Source organism: Actinoplanes sp. NPDC023801 (genome assembly GCF_040639655.1).
GTDB lineage: Bacteria > Actinomycetota > Actinomycetes > Mycobacteriales > Micromonosporaceae > Actinoplanes.
Genome location: NZ_JBFAAI010000042.1, coordinates 40,603 through 58,381 on the forward strand (window position 1 = coordinate 40,603; position 17,779 = coordinate 58,381).

General features: G+C 74.2%; 2 protein-coding genes. One reads left to right on the forward strand and one right to left on the reverse strand.

Going from position 1 to position 17,779, the window contains the following annotated elements:
• Window positions 1–11 precede the first annotated feature (11 nt).
• Window positions 12–16,310: a type I polyketide synthase gene (locus AB0G04_RS41175; RefSeq protein WP_360995180.1), complete on the reverse strand. Its 16,299-nt coding sequence runs from the start codon at window positions 16,308–16,310 to the stop codon at window positions 12–14.
• A gap of 239 nt (window positions 16,311–16,549) precedes the next feature.
• On the opposite strand from AB0G04_RS41175, the gene AB0G04_RS41180 reads away from it, so the two are divergent.
• A complete protein-coding gene (locus AB0G04_RS41180; RefSeq protein ID WP_360995183.1) occupies window positions 16,550–17,767 on the forward strand; it encodes a cytochrome P450 in 1,218 nt (405 codons plus the stop codon).
• Window positions 17,768–17,779: the final 12 nt, after the last annotated feature.

Here is a 17,779-nt window from a genome sequence, read left to right on the forward strand (position 1 = left end):
GTTCCCGTCGCTCACACCGCGCGGTCGAGGAACTCGAAGAGCTCCTCCGCCGTCGCCGACTCGAGGTCCTGTTCGCCGTCCGCGTCCCCGGTGCCGCCGTTCCAGCGGGCGACCAGCGAACGCAACTTCCGCTTGACTCGTTCCCGGCCGTCGTCGCCCGCGTCGACGGCGTCCAGCACGGCTTCCAGCCGGTCCAGTTCCTCCAGGGCGACCTCGGCCGCCGGCTTGGCCGGCGGCACCAGCGCCATCCGCAGGTGCTGAGCCAGCGCCACCGGGGTCGGGTGGTCGAAGACGAGAGTGGCCGGCAGTCGCAGACCGGTGACGCCGGCGATCCGGTTCCGCAGCTCGATCCCGGTCAACGAGTCCATACCGAGGTCGAGGAAGCCCCGTTCGCTGCGGACCTCCCCGCTGGACGGGTAGCCGAGCACGACCGCGACATGCGTACGCACGAAGTCGAGCACCAGCCCGTGCCGCTCCTCGTCCGGCAGGCCGAGCAGCCGCTCGCGCAGCGGCGGGCCGTCGGCCTCGGCCGAGCGACCGGTGGCCGACCGCACCGGGGTGCGCATCAGCGAGCGGAGCAGGTGCAGCAGCGGGCCGTTCGAGGCGCTCAGGGCCCCCTTCGCGAACAGCAGCGGCACCAGCACCGGCGCGGGTCCGTGCAGCGCCGCGTCGAACAGCGTCATCCCGTAGGAGGTCTCCATCGGGCGCAGGCCGGTCCGCTCGACCCGCCGCACGTCGAGTTCGGTCAGCGCGCCGGTCATCCCGGTCGGCTGCGCCCACGGGCCCCACGGCAACGACTTGGCCGCCAGCCCGTCGGCGTGGCGCTGCTGCGCCAGCGCGTCCAGGAACGCGTTGGCCGCCGCGTAGTTGCCCTGCCCGGCACCACCGAACGTGCCGGCGGCAGAGGAGAACAGCACGAACGCGGACAGGTCGAGATGACGGGTCAGCTCGTGCAGGTTGACGGCTCCACGCGCCTTGCCGCTCATCACGTGGTCGATCCGGCCACGGTCGAGCGCCGAGATCACTCCGTCGTCGAGCACGCCGACGGCATGCACGACACCGGTGAGCGGCCGGTCCTCCGGTATGCCGGCGAGCACCGCGGCCAGGCGGTCCCGGTCCGCGGCGTCACAGGCCACCACCGTCACCTCGGCGCCGAGCCCGGCGACGTCGGCGACGAGGTCCGCGGCTCCCGGCGCCTCCGCACCGCTGCGGCTGGTCACCAGGAAGTTCCGGACGCCGTACGTGCCGGCCAGGTGCCGCACCAGCGCGCTGCCGAGCGTGCCGGTGCCGCCGGTGACCAGAACGGTGCCGTCCGGGCCGAACGCCGGGGCGGCGTCGCTCTCGACGGGCGTGGCACGCACCAGGCGTGCCGCCCGGATCCGGCCGGCGCCGGCGGCGAGCTGCGGTTCGCCCGAGCAGGCCGCCGCGGGCACCATGCCGAGGTCGGCGTCGTCGCCGATGTCGAGCAGGACGAACCGGTTCGGGTGCTCCGACTGCGCGGAACGCAACAGTCCCCAGGCGGAGGCCGGTGCCAGCGCGGGTGCGGTGCCGTCGGCGCCCGCGACGGCGCCGCGGGTCACCACGACGAGCCGTGCCGGTTCCAGGCGGTCGTCGCCGATCCAGCCCTGGGCGAGCACGAGGGCCTCGTTGACGCAGGCGGCCGCCTCGTCGACGGTGTCCCCGCCAGCCGGTGTCACCGGCAGCGCGATCACCACCACGGACGGGTCGTCGCCGTCGCCGAAGTGTTCCGTGACGTCCTCGAAGGCGGCGCAGGTGCTGACCCGGCCACCGGCCGCGATCACCTGCTCGGCCAGCGGGGCGTCCCCGACGATCAGCCAGTGCCCGGGCTCCTGCCCGGTGACGGTGATGTCCGCCCACTCCACCCGGTACAACGTGACCGGGCGGGCCGGGCCGGCGACGCCGAAGGAGGCCGGCAGCGGGCGGGCCACCAGTGCGTCGACCGCGACGACCGGTGCACCGTCGGCGTCGGCGACGCGTACCCCGATGTCCCCGGCGCCGGAGAGGGTCAGCCGGACCCGCAGCGTGTCGGCGCCGGTGGCGTACAGGTGCACACCGCTCCAGGAGAACGGCAGCTCGGCACCGCGCGGCGCACCGTCGCCGGCCGGGTGCAGGGCCCGCAGCTGGCCGATCCCGTGCAGCGCCGCGTCCAGCAGCGCGGGATGCATCCCGTAGGCCGCCGGATCGTCGTCGTCGGCGGCGGGCAACGCGACCTCGGCGAAGACCTCGCCGTCGCGATGCCACATCGCCTGCAGACCCTGGAACGCGGGCCCGTAACCGTAGCCGCGTTCGGTGAGCTCCTCGTAGAAGCCGTCGATGTCGACCGCCTCCGCCTCGGCGGGCGGCCACTGCCGCAGGTCGAAGTCGGGTTCCGGCGCGGCGGGCGCGAGGGTCGCGCTGGCGTACCTGGTCCACTTGCCACTGTCGGCGGCGTCCCGGTCGGGCTGGGCGTAGACGGCGACAGTACGGCGCCCGTTGCCGTCCGGGGCGCGGACGACCACCTGGAGCCGGATCGCCTGCCGGTCCTGCAGCACCAGCGGCGCCTCCAGGGTCAGCTCGTCGAGCGCCGGGGTGCCGACCTGCATGCCGGCGTGCAGTGCCAGTTCGACGAAGGCCGTACCGGGCAGCAGCACCGTGCCGAGCACGGCGTGGTCCGGCAGCCAGCGCTGGTCGGCGGCGCTGAGCCGCCCGGTGAGGACCAGCCCGTCACCGTCGGCCAGCGCGACGGCCGCGCCGAGCAGCGGATGGCCGGCGTCGGTCAGGCCGGCACCGCTCAGGTCGCCGGGCGCCGCGGTGCGGTCCGGGGTGAGCCAGTAGCGGTTGCGCTGGAAGGCGTAGGTCGGCAGCGGTACCGCCGGTGCGGCGTGTGCGGCCAGCACGGCCGGCCAGTCGACGGTTCCGCCCTGGGCGTGCAGTTCGGCAGCCGAGCGCAGCACCCGCGCCAGATCGCCCTCGTCGCGGCGCAGGGTCCCGACGACCGCGGCACGGACGCCGGGCTCGGCGTCGTCCAGGGTTCCACGGACCGCCACGGCCAGCACCGGGTGGGCGCTGATCTCGACGAAGAACCGGTAGTCGTCGGCGGCCAGGGCGCGCACACCGGATTCGAAGAGCACCGGCCGGCGCAGGTTGCGCCACCAGTAGCCGGCGTCCATCGCGGAGGTGTCGGCCCAGGCGTCGTCGACGGTCGACCACATCGGGATGCGGCCGGGGCCGGGGCGGACCGGGGCGAGCGCGGTCAGCAGGTCGTCGCGCAGCAGTTCCATCTGGGGGCTGTGCGAGGCGTAGTCGACAGCGATGCGCTTGACGCGGATCCCGTCGGCCTCGCAGGCGGCGACGAACGCGTCCAGGCTGTCGGCCGGTCCGGCCACGACCGTGCTGTCCGGCCCGTTGATCGCGGCGATCGACAGCTCGGGGTACCCGGTCAGGCGCTCGCCGGCCAGGCCGGCGGGCAGCCCGGCCGAGAGCATGCCGCCGGTGCCGGCGATCGCGGCGACCAGCCGGCTGCGGACCGCGACGATCCGGGCGGCGTCCTCCAGGCTGATACCGCCGGCGATGTACGCCGCCGCGATCTCGCCCTGTGAGTGGCCCACGACGGCGTCGGGCACCACTCCCCACGACTCCCACAGCCTGGTGAGCGCCACCATCACCGCGAACAGCACCGGTTGTACGACGTCGACGCGCTCGAGCGAGGCGCTGCCCGGAAGGTCGCGCAGCACGTCCTGCGGGGTCCAGTCGATGTAGGGCGCCAGAGCCAGCGAGCACTCGTCGATGGCGTCGGCGAAGACCGGCGACGTGTCGAGCAGTCTGGCGGCCATGCCGATCCACTGGCTGCCCTGACCCGGATAGACGAACACGGTCCCGCCGGTCGTCACCGCACCGGTCACGACGTCGGCCGAAGGGCGGGCCGCGATCAGGTCGTCGAGCCGCCCGGTCAGGGTGTCCCGGTCGGCGCCGAGCAGTACCGCCCGGTGCTCGAACGCGGCCCGTGTCGTCGCCAGCGAGTACCCGATCGGGCCCGCGCCGGTGGCGGGGATCGTGTCGAGGTGCCGGCGCAGCCGTTGCGCCTGCTCGTGCAGCGCGTCCTCGGTGCGGCCGGAGACCAGCCAGGCGAGCGGCGCCGCCGCATCCGCCGGCTGTGCCTCCGGGACGCCGGTCTCCGGCGCCTGCGCGACGATGGCGTGCGCGTTCGTGCCGGTGCCGCCGAACGAGGAGACACCGGCCCGGCGCGGGCCGCCGTCCGGCCACTGCCGGCCCTCGGTCAGCAGCCGCACCGATCCGGCCGCCCAGTCGACGTGCGGCGTGGGCTCGTCGACGTGCAGGGTCGGCGGCAGCACGCCGTGCCGGACGGCCATCACCGCCTTGATCACCCCGGCGACGCCGGCGGCGGACTGGGTGTGCCCGATGTTCGACTTGACCGATCCCAGCCACAGCGGCCGGTCGTGGGGTCGGTTCCGGCCATACGTCGCGATGATCGCCTGTGCCTCGATCGGGTCACCGAGCGTCGTGCCGGTGCCGTGCGCCTCGACCATGTCGACGTCGGCCGGCTCCAGACCGGCGTTCGCCAGTGCCTGCGCGATCACCCGCTGCTGGGACGGACCGTTCGGGGCGGTGAGCCCGTTGGAGGCGCCGTCCTGGTTGGTCGCCGTGGCGGACAGCACCGCGAGCACCGGATGCCCGTTGCGCACCGCGTCGGAGAGCCGCTCCAGCAGCACGACGCCCGCACCCTCGCCCCAGGCGGTGCCGTCCGCGGCCGCCGCGAACGCCTTGCACCGGCCGTCCGGGGCGAGTCCCCGCTGCCGGCTGAACTCGGTGAACGAGGTCGGGGTGGGCAGGATCGCCACGCCACCGGTCAGCGCCAGATCGCAGTCGCCCTGACGCAGCGCCTGCGCGCCGAGGTGCAGTGCCACGAGCGAGGACGAGCACGCGGTGTCCACGGTGACGGCCGGGCCCTCCAGCCCGAGCGCGTAGGCGACCCGCCCGGACACCGCGGCGGTGCCGGTGCCGGCCAGGAAGAAGCCCTCGGTGGCACTCAGGCCGAGGTGGGCGCCCATGCCGTAGCCCTGGAAGGAGGTGCCGACGAAGACGCCGCAGCGGCTCCCGGCCAGGTTCTGCGGATTGATCCCGCCCCGCTCGATCGCCTCCCAGGAAGTCTCCAGGAGCATCCGCTGCTGGGGGTCCATGGCGAGGGCCTCACGCGGGCTGATGCTGAAGAATCCGGCGTCGAAGTCACCGGCGTCGTAGATGAAGGCGCCCTCACGTACGTAGGAGGCGCCCATGGCGTCCGGGTCCGGGTCGTAGAGCGCGTCCAGGTCCCAGCCACGGTCGTCGGGGAACCCGTCGACCGCGTCCTTGCCGTTGAGCACCAGTTCCCAGAGCTCCTCCGGGGTGCGCACGCCACCGGCGTACCGGCAGCTCATGCCGACGATCGCGATCGGCTCGTCGGCGCCGTGCGCGGCCACCGCGACCGTCTCGGCCGGCGCCTCACCGAGCAGTTCGGAGCGCAGGTACTCGGCGAGCAGCGCCGGGGTCGGGTAGTCGAAGATGAGCGTGGTCGGCAGCTGCAGCCCGGTCGCGGTGCGCAGCCGGTTGCGGACGTCGACCGCGCTGACCGAGTCGAAGCCCAGTTCACGGAACGCGCGGGTGGGTTCGATCTCCTCCACCCCGGTGTGCCCGAGCGCCTCGGCGGCCAGATTGCGGACGAGTTCCTGCAGGTGACGCTTGTGCTCACCGGGCGGCAGGGAGGCCAGCCGGGTGACGAGCTCGTTGGCCTCACCGTCGGCGACCGCGGGCGTGCGGTCCGCGTCGAGTCCGGCACGCGCCTCGGGGATCTCGTCGAGCAGCGGCCGGGGGCGGGCCGCCGTGTAGCTGGGTGCGAACCGTTCCCAGTCGATGTCCGCGACGGTCAGATGCGGGTCCGGCTCCCCCATCGCCTGATCGAGGGCGTTCAGTGCCAGTTGCGGTGGCATCGGGCGCAGACCGCGCCGGCTCAGTTGGGCGACCGCCTCGGCGGTGGCCATGCCGCTGCCCTCCCAGCCGCCCCAGGCGACCGCCAGGGCGGCCTGCCCACGCTCGTACCGCTGACGGCAGAGGGCGTCCAGGTAGGCGTTGCCGGCGGCGTAGGCGGCCTGACCGGTGCCACCCCACACGCTGGCGCCGGAGGAGAAGACCACGAACGCCTCGAGGTCGTCACCGGCGAGTTCGTCGAGGTTGCGGGCACCGGTCGCCTTGCCGCGCACGGTCTCGGCCAGCTCGGCCGGGTCGATGCCGGTCACCGGGGTGGACTGCGCGACACCGGCCGCGTGGAACACCGCGGTCAGTGGCGCCGTGTCGTCGACGGTGGCGAGCAGCGCGCTCAGCGCGGCGCGGTTAGCGACGTCGCAGGCGACGATCCGCACGTCGGCACCCGCCTCGGTCAGTTCGGTCAGCAGCTGCGGCGCGCCCGGTGCGTCCGGGCCCCGCCGGCTGGTCAGGATCAACCTGCGGGCACCGTCGGCGACCAGCTTGCGGGCGAGGCAGGCGCCGATCGTGCCGGTGCCACCGGTGATCAGCACGGTGCCGCTCAGGCTCGGTGCCGGCCGGCGGACCGGGCTGGGTGCGCTCCGGACCATCCGCCGGGCCAGCACGCCGGAGGCGCGTACGGCCACCTGGTCCTCGTCGCCGATCCCGGCCAGCACCGCCGCGATCCGGCCCTCGGCGCGGGCGTCGACGACCGGCGGCAGGTCGATCAGACCACCCAGGCGGCCGGGCAGTTCCAGCCCCGCCACCAGGCCGAGGCCCCAGGTCTGTGCCTGGACGGCGCCGGTGATCCGATCGGCCGGGGAGACGCTCACCGCGCCGCTGGTGGCCAGCCACAGCGGGGCGCCGGCCTCGGTGCGGGCGAGTTCCTGGATCAGGGTGAGGTTGCCGACGGTACCGCGGGCGACGTCGGGGAAGTCCGGGTGCGCGGTCTCGTCCAGCGCCAGCAGGGACAGGATGCCGGCGGGCGGATCCGCCGTGGCGGCGGCGTTCAGACCAGCCGCACCGGCGACCGCCACCACGTCGGCGCCGTGGCCGGTGAGCAGGCGGGTGTATTGGTCGGCGAGACCGGTGGTGTCGTCCTCCGGGGTCACCAGCAGCCAGGTACCGGACAGCGAGGCCGGGGCGGAGGCCGGGGCCGGGCGCCACTCGATGCGGTAACGCCACGAGTCGACGGTCCTGCGGCGCTGCTCCCGCGAACGCCATGAGGCCAGTACGGGCAGCACCGGGGCGAGCCGGCCCGCGTCGTCGGCTCCGAAGGCCTCGATCAGCGGTGCGAGGTCGGAGCGGTCCACCGCGTCCCAGAACCCGGCCTCGGCGGCACTGTGGCCGGCCTCGGGCACGGCGGTCGCGGGCGACGGCTCGAGCCAGAACCGCTGGCGCTGGAAGGCGTAGGTGGGCAGCGGCACCGGCGGTGCGGCACCGTCGGCCCGGTACGGCAGGGCCGTCCAGTCGAACCGGGCGCCACGGGCGTACGCCTCGGCCACCGAGGACCGGAAGCGGTCGAGTCCGCCCTCGCCTCGTCGCAGCGAGCCGACGGCGACCGCCTCGATGCCCTCCTCCTCGGCGGCGTCCTGCACCGGCGAGACCAGCACCGGATGGGTGCTCGCCTCGACGAAGACGGTGTGGCCGTCGCGGATGAGCTGCTGGACGGCCGGAGCGAAACGCACGGTCTGGCGGATGTTGCGGTACCAGTACCCCGCGTCGAGTTCGGTGGTGTCCAGCGGGCCACCGGTGACCGTCGAGTAGAACACCGGGCCGGAACCGGCTCGCGGGCTGACCCCGTCCAGCTCGGCCAGGACCGCGTCGCGCAGCACGTCCATGTGCCACGAGTGGGCCGCACCGGGGATCCGGATCTTGCGGACCCGTACGCCCTCGGCCGAGAGGTCGGTGAAGTAGCGGTCGGCGGTCTCCGGATCGCCGGCCACCGACACGGCACGCGGGCCGTTGACGGCGACCACGTCGAGGCCGGGATAGTCGGCCAGACGGGTCTCGACATCGGCGAGCGGCAGCGAGACGGCGACCATCGCGCCGGAGATCTGGGACGCCCGCTCGGCCAGCAGACGGCTGCGGACCGCGATCACCCGGGCGGCGTCGTCCAGGGTGAGGCCGCCGGCCAGATAGGCGGCGGCGATCTCGCCCTGTGAGTGACCCACCACGGCGGACGGTTCCAGACCCTGGTGACGCCAGAGCTCGGCGAGCGAGACCATGGTCGCGAAGAGGGCGGGCTGGATCACCGCGACGTCGTCGAACGACCGGTCGGGGTCCTCGCCGCGCAACACCCGTTCCACCGACCACCCCAGGTACGGCAGCAGGGCGGCGTCGCAGGCCGACACGGACTCCCGGAACACCGGTGCGGTGGCGAGCAGCTCCTCGGCCATGCCGAGCCACTGCGGGCCCTGGCCGGGGAAGACGAAGGCGACCTTGCCGGCGGCTCCGGCGACGCCCCGGACCAGTCCGGGCGCGCCGGTGTCCCCGGCGAGCGCGTCGAGCAGGCCGGGGTAGTCGTCGCGGGTGCCGGCGAGCAGCAGCGCACGGTGCGGCAGGCGGCCCCGGGCGGTGCTCAGGGCGTAGGCCACCTCCTCCGGCTGCCATCCGGGGTCCGCGTCGAGATGGTCGCGCAGACGCCGGGCCTGCGCCCGCAGAGCCTTGGCGCTGCGGGCCGACAACAGCCACGGACCGGTCCCGGCGGAGGTGGCGGTGGTGCCGGTCTCGAATGCCGGGGCCTGCTCGAGGATGACGTGGGCGTTGGTGCCGCTCATGCCGAACGAGGACACACCCGCCCGGCGGATCCGCTCGCCGGCGGGCCACGAGACCGGCTCGGTGAGCAGTCGTACGGTCCCGTCGGTCCAGTCGACATGATCGGACGGCCGGTCGACGTGCAGGGTGGCGGGCAGCACCTGGTGGCGCAGCGCCATCACCATCTTGATGATCCCGGCTACGCCGGCCGCGGACTGGGTGTGCCCGATGTTCGACTTGACGGAACCCAGCCACAGCGGGGCGTCGCCGGGGCGGTCCCGGCCGTACGTCGCGAGCAGCGCCTGCGCCTCGATCGGGTCACCGAGGGCGGTGCCGGTGCCGTGCGCCTCGACCACGTCGACGTCGGTGGTGGTGAGCCCGGCGTGGTGCAGCGCCGCGGTGATCACCCGCTGCTGCGACGGCCCGTTGGGTGCGGTCAGCCCGTTGCTGGCCCCGTCGTGATTCACCGCCGAACCCGCGACCAGGGCGAGCACCGGATGGCCGTGCCGGCGTGCGTCGCTGAGCCGCTCGATCAGCACGACCCCGGCGCCCTCGCCCCAGCCGGTGCCGTCGGCCCCGTCGGCGAACGCCTTGCACCGGCCGTCGGGGGCGAGTGCGCCGCCACGGCTGCTGTCGACGAACATTCCGGGGGTGGTCATCACCGTGGCGCCGCCGGCGATCGCCAGGTCGCACTCGCCGTGCCGCAGCGCCTCGGCCGCGAGATGCAGTGCCACCAGCGAGGACGAGCAGGCCGTGTCCACCGTGACCGCCGGGCCCTCGAGCCCGAACGAGTACGCGAGCCGGCCGGAGACGACGCTGGTCGCGGTTCCGGTCAGCAGGTGCGGCTCGGAGCCTTCGGGCAGTTCCAGGGCGCCGATGCCGTAGCCGGTCGTGGCGGCGCCGATGTAGACGCCCGTACGGCTGCCCTTCAGGGTCTCCGGGTCGATGCCGGCCCGTTCGAACGCCTCCCACGACGTCTCCAGCAGCAGCCGCTGCTGGGGGTCCATGGTGATCGCCTCACGCGGGCTGATCGAGAAGAAGCCGGCGTCGAAGTCGGCCACCGCGTCGACGAACCCGCCCTCGAACGCGTAGGACGTACCCGGCTCGAAGAGGTCCTCGACGTTCCAGCCCCGGTCGCCGGGGAACGCGCCCACCGCGTCGACCGCGTCGGCGACGATGCGCCACAGCTCCTCCGGGGTGCCGGCGCCGCCGGGGAAGCGGCAGCCCATCCCGACGATCGCGATCGGGTCGTCGGCGGGTGCCCGGCTCTCCGGGCGGGCCACGGCAGCGGGCGCCTCCTCCGGGCCGCCCAGCTCGGCGAGCAGGAAGGCGGTGACCGCCGCGGGGCTCGGGTGATCGAAGACGAGGGTCGCCGGAAGCCGGATCCCCACCGCGGCGCGCAGCCGGTTACGCAGCTCGATCGCGGTGAGCGAGTCGAATCCGATCTCCTTGAACGGCCGGTCGGGGTCCACCACGTGCGGGCCGGGCAGGCCGAGCACCGTGGCGGCGTCCGCGCGGACCTGCTCCAGCAGGGTCCGGTGCCGTTCGGCGCGGTCCAGACCGGCCAGCCGCCCGGCGAACGTGCCGGCGGTACGGCCGGTCTCGGCCGCCGCCCGGCGCTGCGGAACCCGCACCAGGTCGGACAGCACGGCGGGCAGGTCGGCGGCGCGGGCGGACAGCGAAGCCGGATCGAGGCCGACCGGGACCAGCGCGGCAGCGCCCAGCCCGGCAGCGGCGTCCAGCAGCGCGAGTCCGTCGTTCTCGGCCAGCGGCGGGAATCCGGAGGCGGCCAGGCGGGCGCGGTCACCGTCGGACATCCGGCCCACCATGCCGCCGCCGGACCAGGGTCCCCAGGCCAGCGACTGTGCCGGCAACCCGGCGGCACGGCGGCGGGTCGCCAGCGCGTCGAGCAGCGTGTTGGCGGCCGCGTAGCCGCCCTGCCCGGCGCTGCCGACCGTGCCGGCGAGCGCCGAGAACACGACGAAGGCGGCCAGGTCGAGCCCTCGGGTCAGCTCGTCGAGGTGCAGCGCGGCGTCGGCCTTGGGACGCAGCACGGTGTCGAGCCGGTCCGGGGTCAGAGCCGTGACGACACCGTCGTCGAGCACTCCGGCGGTGTGGAAGACACCGGTCAGGGGCCGGTCGGCCGGGATCGTCCCGAGCAACGCGGCCAGGGCGGAGCGGCCACTGACGTCGCAGGCCACCACCTCGACGGTCCCGCCGCGGCCGGCGACCGCCGCGGTCAGTTCGGCGGCGAGCTCCGCACCGGGTCCCTCGGCGCCACGGCGGGCGGCGAGCAGCAGGTGCCGGACGCCGTGCTCGGCGATGAGGTGCCGGGCCACCAGCGCACCGAGGCGTCCGGTGCCACCGGTGACGAGGACCGTGCCGTCGGGGTCCAGCGGCCGGGGCACGGTGAGCACGACCTTGCCGATGTGCCGGGCCTGACTGACGTGGCGGAAGGCCTCCGGCGCACGGCGTACGTCCCAGGCATGCACCGGAGGCAGCCGCAGGGTGCCTTCCCCGAACAGCTCCAGCAGCCGGCCGAGAATGTCCCGGATGCGCTCCGGCCCGGCGTCGATGAGGTCGAAGGCGTGGTAGCCGACTCCGGGATGGGCGGCCGCGATCGCGGCCGCGTCCCGGATGTCGCTCTTGCCCATCTCGACGAACGCGCCACCGCGCGGCAGCAGCCGCAGCGAGGCGTCGGTGAACTCCCCGGCCAGGCTGTTCAGGACGACGTCCACGCCGGCGCCCGCGGTCGCCGCCCGGAACGTCTCCTCGAAGCCGAGGTCGCGGGAGGAGGCGATGTGGTCGTCCGGCAGGCCCAGCTCGCGCAGCACCCCCCACTTGGCCGGGCTCGCCGTGGCGAAAACCTCGGCGCCCAGGTGGCGGGCGATCTGCACGGCGGCGAGGCCGACGCCACCGGTCGCGGCGTGGATGAGCACGGATGCCCCGGCGGTGAGCCCGCCGAGGTCGCGCAGTCCGAACATGGCGGTGCCGTAGACGATCGGCACCGACGCCGCCTCGGCGAACGTCCAACCGCCGGGCATCGGCGCGAGAACCCGGTGGTCGGCGACCGCCACCGGGCCGAACGAGCCGGGGCACAGGCCGAAGACACGGTCACCGGGGCGCAGCGAGACGACGTCCGGAGCCACCTCGATGACGACGCCGGCGACCTCGGCGCCGAGCTCGACCCGGCCGGGGTACATCCCGAGTGCGGCGAGCACGTCGCGGAAGTTCAGCCCGGCGGCCCGGACGGAGAGCCGGACCTGGCCGGGCGCGAGCGGTGCGGCCGCCTCGGCGGCAGGCACCAGCGCGAGCTGGTCCAGGGTCCCGTTGTCGGGGAGCGTCAGCCGCCACGGCGCGGTGCCGGCGGGCGGGACGAGGTCGTGGGCCGGGTCGGTGCGGCGCAGCCGGGCCCGGTACGGGCCGGACGCGCGGATCGCCAGCTGCGGTTCACCGGAGGCCAGGCCCGCGGCGAGGGCGGACGACGGGTCCGGTACGGCCAGCGGCCCCGGGGACAGGTCGGCCAGCACGAGGCTGCCCGGGTCCTCGGCCTGTGCCGAGCGGATCAGGCCCCAGACGGCCGCACCGGCCAGGTCGGTGACCGTCTCGCCGGGTTCGGCGGCGACCGCCCCGCGGGTGACGACGACCAGACGTGCGGAGTCCGCATGCGACGACTCCCGCCACCGGCGCAGCAGGTCGAGAACGGCGGCGGTGGCGGCACGGACGCCCTCGGCGGTCGGCGCGTGGCCGAGTACCGGTGCGAGCACCACGTCGAGCCGCTCGGCGGGCAGGTCTGCCGGGTCGCCGACCACGGGGATGCCCGCACCGATCGGTTCGCCGCCGCCGACCTGTGCCCATGCGGGTACGGTGCCGGCGGTCCCGTCGAAGGCCGACCAGGACAGGTGCAGCAGTGCCGCCGCACCGGTGGCGCGGTCGGTCAGCCGCGCTGCCGAGATCGGTCGCAGGAGCACCCGATCGACCGTGATCACCGGCGCGCCGGCGTCGTCGTAGGCGTCCAGGCGTACGGCGTCCGCACCGTCCGGGGTGAGCCGGACCCGCAGCGACGCTGCTCCGGCCGCGCGGAGGGTGACGCCGATGAAGGAGAACGGCAGTCCGGCGAACGCGCCCTCGACCGCCGGGCGGCCGGCCAGCGCCTGCAGCCCCGCGTCGAACAGGGCCGGGTGCAGGCCGTACCGGCGGGCGTCGGCCTCCTCGCTCTCCGGCAGGCGCAGCTCGGCCAGGATCTCGCCGTCGTGCCGCCAGGCGCGGTCGATGCCCCGGAAGACCGGGCCGTAACGCAGGCCGGTGGATTCGAGGCTGTCGTAGAGTGCCGGCACGTCGATCGGCTCGGCACCGGACGGCGGCCACTGCGGGGCCGGCGGCGCGGGCGGCAGCGGCGCGGTGGGGGCGAGCACACCGGTCGCGTGGCGTGTCCACGGTTCCTCCGGCCAGCCACCGGTGGCGGCGTCCGCCACCCGCGAGTGGAAGGTGATGTCCCGCCTGCCGTCCCGGTCGGCCGCACCCACCAGCACCTGGACCTGCACGGCGGCATCGGCCGGTACGACGAGCGGCGTCTCCAGCACGAGTTCGGCCACGATCCCGCAGCCGACCTGGTCGCCGGCGCGTACGGCCGCCTCGACCAGCGCGGTGCCGGGCACCACGATCCGGTCGAGGACCACGTGCTCGGTGAGTGCCGGGTGGCTGGCCGCCGACAGTCGTCCGGTGAACAGCACCTCGTCGCCGCCGGCGAGCGTGACACCGGCGCCGAGCAGCGGATGGTCGGTGATGCCGAGACCGGCGGCCGCGACGTCGCCCCACCCGGGCGCCGGCTTCGGCCAGTACCGCTGCCGCTCGAACGGGTAGGTGGGCAGCGCCACGATCCGGCCGTCCGGATCGTTGGCGGCGTTCCAGTCGACCGGTACGCCGTTGGCATGGACCGCGGCGACCGCCGACCACAGGGCCGCGTCCTCGGCTCGGTCCTTGCGCTGAGCCGCCACGGCGGCGACGCCGTCCAGGTTCTCGGCCACCAGCGCGGTGAGTGCCCCGTCCGGGCCGACCTCCAGGTAGGTACCGGTCTCCCGGCTGTGCAGCCAGGCCAGGCCGTCGGCGAAGCGGACGGCGTGGCGCACGTGCCGGACCCAGTAGGCGGCGTCCATCCGCTCGGCCGGTTCACCGGTCAGGTCGGACACGACCGGGATGCGCGGGGCGGCGTAGGTGAGGGTCGCGGCGACGGCACCGAACTCGTCGAGCATGGCGTCCATGCGCGGCGAGTGGAAGGCGTGCGACACCCGCAGTCGTCTGGTCTTCCAGCCGCGCTCGCGCCACCGGGCGTCCAGGGCGTCGACAGCATCGGCGTCACCGGAGACGACGACGGCGGCCGGCCCGTTCACGGCGGCGACGTCGACCCGTCCGGCCAGGCCGGTGAGGTCGGCGCGGACGTCGGCCTCGCTCGCGCGGACGGCGAGCATCGCGCCGCCGGCCGGGAGCGCCTGCATGAGCCGGCCGCGGGCGGCGACCAGCGTGCACGCGTCGCCGAGGGTGAGCACCCCGGCCACGTGCGCGGCGGCGATCTCACCGACCGAGTGGCCGAGTACCCGGTCCGGGACGACGCCCCAGTGTTCCAGCTGCCGGGCGAGCGCGACCTCGAAGGCGAACAACGCGCTCTGGGTCCAGACGGTCTGGTCCAGCAGCTCGGCGTCGTTCCAGGCGACGTCGCGCAGCGGACGGTCCAGGTGCCGGTCGAGGTGCTCGCACACCTCGTCGAAGGCCGAGGCGAAGACCGGGTACGCCGCGTGCAGCTCACGGCCCATGCCGGCACGCTGCGAGCCCTGCCCGGTGAACAGGAACGCCACCTTGCCGTCCCGGGCGGTGCCGCGGACCACCGTCTCGTGGTCGATGCCGGACTCCACCGCCGACAGTCCGGCGAGCAGCTCGTCACGGCTGCCGGCCCGGACCAGTGCCCGGTGCGCCATGGCGGACCGGGCGGTAGCCAGGGTGCGGGCGACGTCGGCGGGCCGGATCGCGGGGTCGGCGGCCACGGCGGCGCGCAGGCGGGCGGCCTGCCGGCGCAGGGCCTCCGGGGTACGCGCCGAGACCGGCACCGTGACGGCCCGGCCGGCCGGCGGCTGTTCCCCGGGTGATCCGTCGCCGGTGCCGGCCGGGGCCTGCTCCAGGATGATGTGCGCGTTGGTGCCGCTCACGCCGAACGACGAGACACCGGCCCGGCGCGGGCGGCCGGTCTCCGGCCAGTCCCGGTTGGCGCCGAGCACGCTGACCCGGCCGGCGTCCCAGTCGACGTGTGAGGTCGGCTCGTCGAAGTGCAGGGTGCCGGGCAGCACGCCGTGGTGCAGCGCCATCACCGTCTTGATCACACCGGCGACGCCGGCGGCGGCCTGCGGATGCCCGATGTTCGACTTGATCGATCCCAGGTAGAGGGGCTCCCCGGGGCGGTCCTGGCCGTAGGTGGCGAGCAGGGCCTGCGCCTCGATCGGGTCGCCCAGGGTCGTGCCGGTGCCATGTCCCTCGACCGCGTCGACGTCGGCCGGGGTGAGACCCGCGTTGGTCAGCGCCTCGAGGATCACCCGCTGCTGTGCGGGGCCGTTCGGGGCGGTGAGCCCGTTGGAGGCACCGTCCTGGTTGACCGCGCTGCCACGGATCACCGCGAGGACCGGATGGCCGTTGCGGCGGGCGTCGGACAGCCGCTCGACGAGCAGCACGCCGACACCCTCCGACCAGCCGGTGCCGTCCGCCGCCTCGGCGAACGACTTGCAGCGCCCGTCGCCGGCCAGGCCACGCTGGCGGCTGAACTCGGTGAAGACGCCGGGGGTGGCCATCACCGTGACACCACCGGCGATCGCCATCGAGCACTCGTTCTGCCGCAGCGACTGACATGCCAGGTGCAACGCGACGAGCGACGACGAGCACGCGGTGTCGACGGTCAGCGCGGGACCCTCCAGGCCCAGCACGTAGGAGATACGGCCGGACACGACCGCGGTGGCGCCACCGGTGAGCAGATAGCCCTCGCTGTCCGAGCCGCCGTTGCCGAACAGGGCGAGGTAGTTCTGATCGTTGGTGCCGGCGAACACCCCGGTCCGGCTGCCGCGCAGCGCCGACGGGTCGATGCCGGCCCGCTCGATCGCCTCCCACGTCGACTGGAGCAGCAGGCGCTGCTGCGGGTCCATGGCGAGGGCCTCACGCGGGGAGATCCCGAAGAAGGCGGGATCGAAGTCCGCGGCGCCGTCGATGAAGCCGCCCTCGCGCACGTAGCTGCTGGCGGGGCGGTCGGGGTCGGCGTCGAAGAGCCGGGACAGGTCCCAGCCGCGGTCGGCGGGGAACGGCCCGATGCCGTCCCGTCCCTCGGCGACCAGGTTCCAGAGTTCGTCGGGAGAGCCGGCGCCACCGGGGTAACGGCAACTCATCCCGATGATGGCGATGGGTTCCCGGCCGCCGTCCTCGATTTCGCGCAGGCGCTGACGCGCGCGCTGAAGGTCGGTGGTGACCAGCTTCAGATAGTCGCGAAGCGTGTCGTTGTCAGCCATCAGTGAGGACCTCATTTTGCGACGGAGTGCGCCTGGCGGGGCCGCGACCAGGCCGGATCGGCCATCGATGACGGTAATGGCGGCTCTCCACGCCCGGACACCCCTAGCAGGGCCTTCACTGACCCTTCAACCAGCGCGGACAGGCCGGGACAGTCCGAGTCCAGGACGCCGGGTAGGGGTTGACCCCCCTCCGGGGCGCTCGGAGAGTGGCAGGCAAACCCGATAGATCGGCGACCACCATGACGTCTGGGACGAGGCTGCTCTTCGACCTGCGCGATCCCGAACTCCACGAGGACCGCTACGGGTACTACAAGCGGGTCCGTGACATCGAGCCGGTGCACCAGTCGCCCCTGGGCTACTGGGTGATCACCCGCTACGAGGATTGCGACACGCTGCTCCGGGCACCCGGGGTCAGTACCGACTACACCGACAATCCGCACTGGGCACGCGTACGCGGCGGCCCCGACAGCCCCGTCGTGCGCAGCGCGCGCCGCTGGATGCTCACCCGCGCGGGTGCCGACCACCGGCGGCTGCGCCGGATGGTGTCCCGGGCCCTCACGCCGGCCGCCATGGCACGGCTGCGGCCCAGGATCCGTACGCTCGTCAACGAGATGATCGACGCGATGGGTGAAGGTGAGGCAGACCTGATCTCGGGTCTCGCGCTGCCCCTCCCGGTCGTCGTCGTGTGCGAGCTGGTCGGCATCCCGCCGGAGGACGCCGACCGGTGCCGGAAGTGGACGAACACCATCGCGGACGTGGTGGACCCGCTCGTCACCCCGCGCATGCGGCGGCAGATGAACGAGGCGGTCCCCGAGTTCAGCGCCTACATCGCCGGACTGCTGGCACAACGGCGGGCCGAGCCGCGCGACGATCTCATGTCGATCCTGCTCGAACCGGACGCCAAGGGTGACCGGCTCAGCGACGAGGACATCGCCGCCCAGATCTTGGTGCTGTTCAACGCCGGCCACGAGACCTCGGTCAACGTGATCGGCAACGGCATGGTGTCGCTGCTGGAGAACCCCGCCCAGCTGGCGCTGCTGCGGGCGAACCCGGAACTCGTCGAGAGCAGCTTCGACGAGTTGTCCCGGTACAACTCCGCGGTGCAGATCCTGGCCCGGCACACCACGGCGCCGGTGCAGCTGCGCGACACCACGATCCCCGCCGGGGCCACCGTGTTCATCGTGCTCGGCGCGGCACACCACGACCCCGAGAAGTATCCGGACCCGGAACGGTTCGACGTCACCCGGACCGGTACGGCGCCGCTGATCTTCGGGTCCGGCCCGCACTACTGCATCGCCGCGACCCTGGGCCGGATGGAGGTCGTCATCGCCATCGAGGAACTGCTGCGCCGGTACTCCGACATCGAGCTGGCGGCCACCGACCTGTCCTGGTACTCGCACTTCACGTTCCTGCTGGGCCTGCGCGAACTGCCGCTGCGCCTGACGTACGCGCGGTAGCCGGTCACGAGA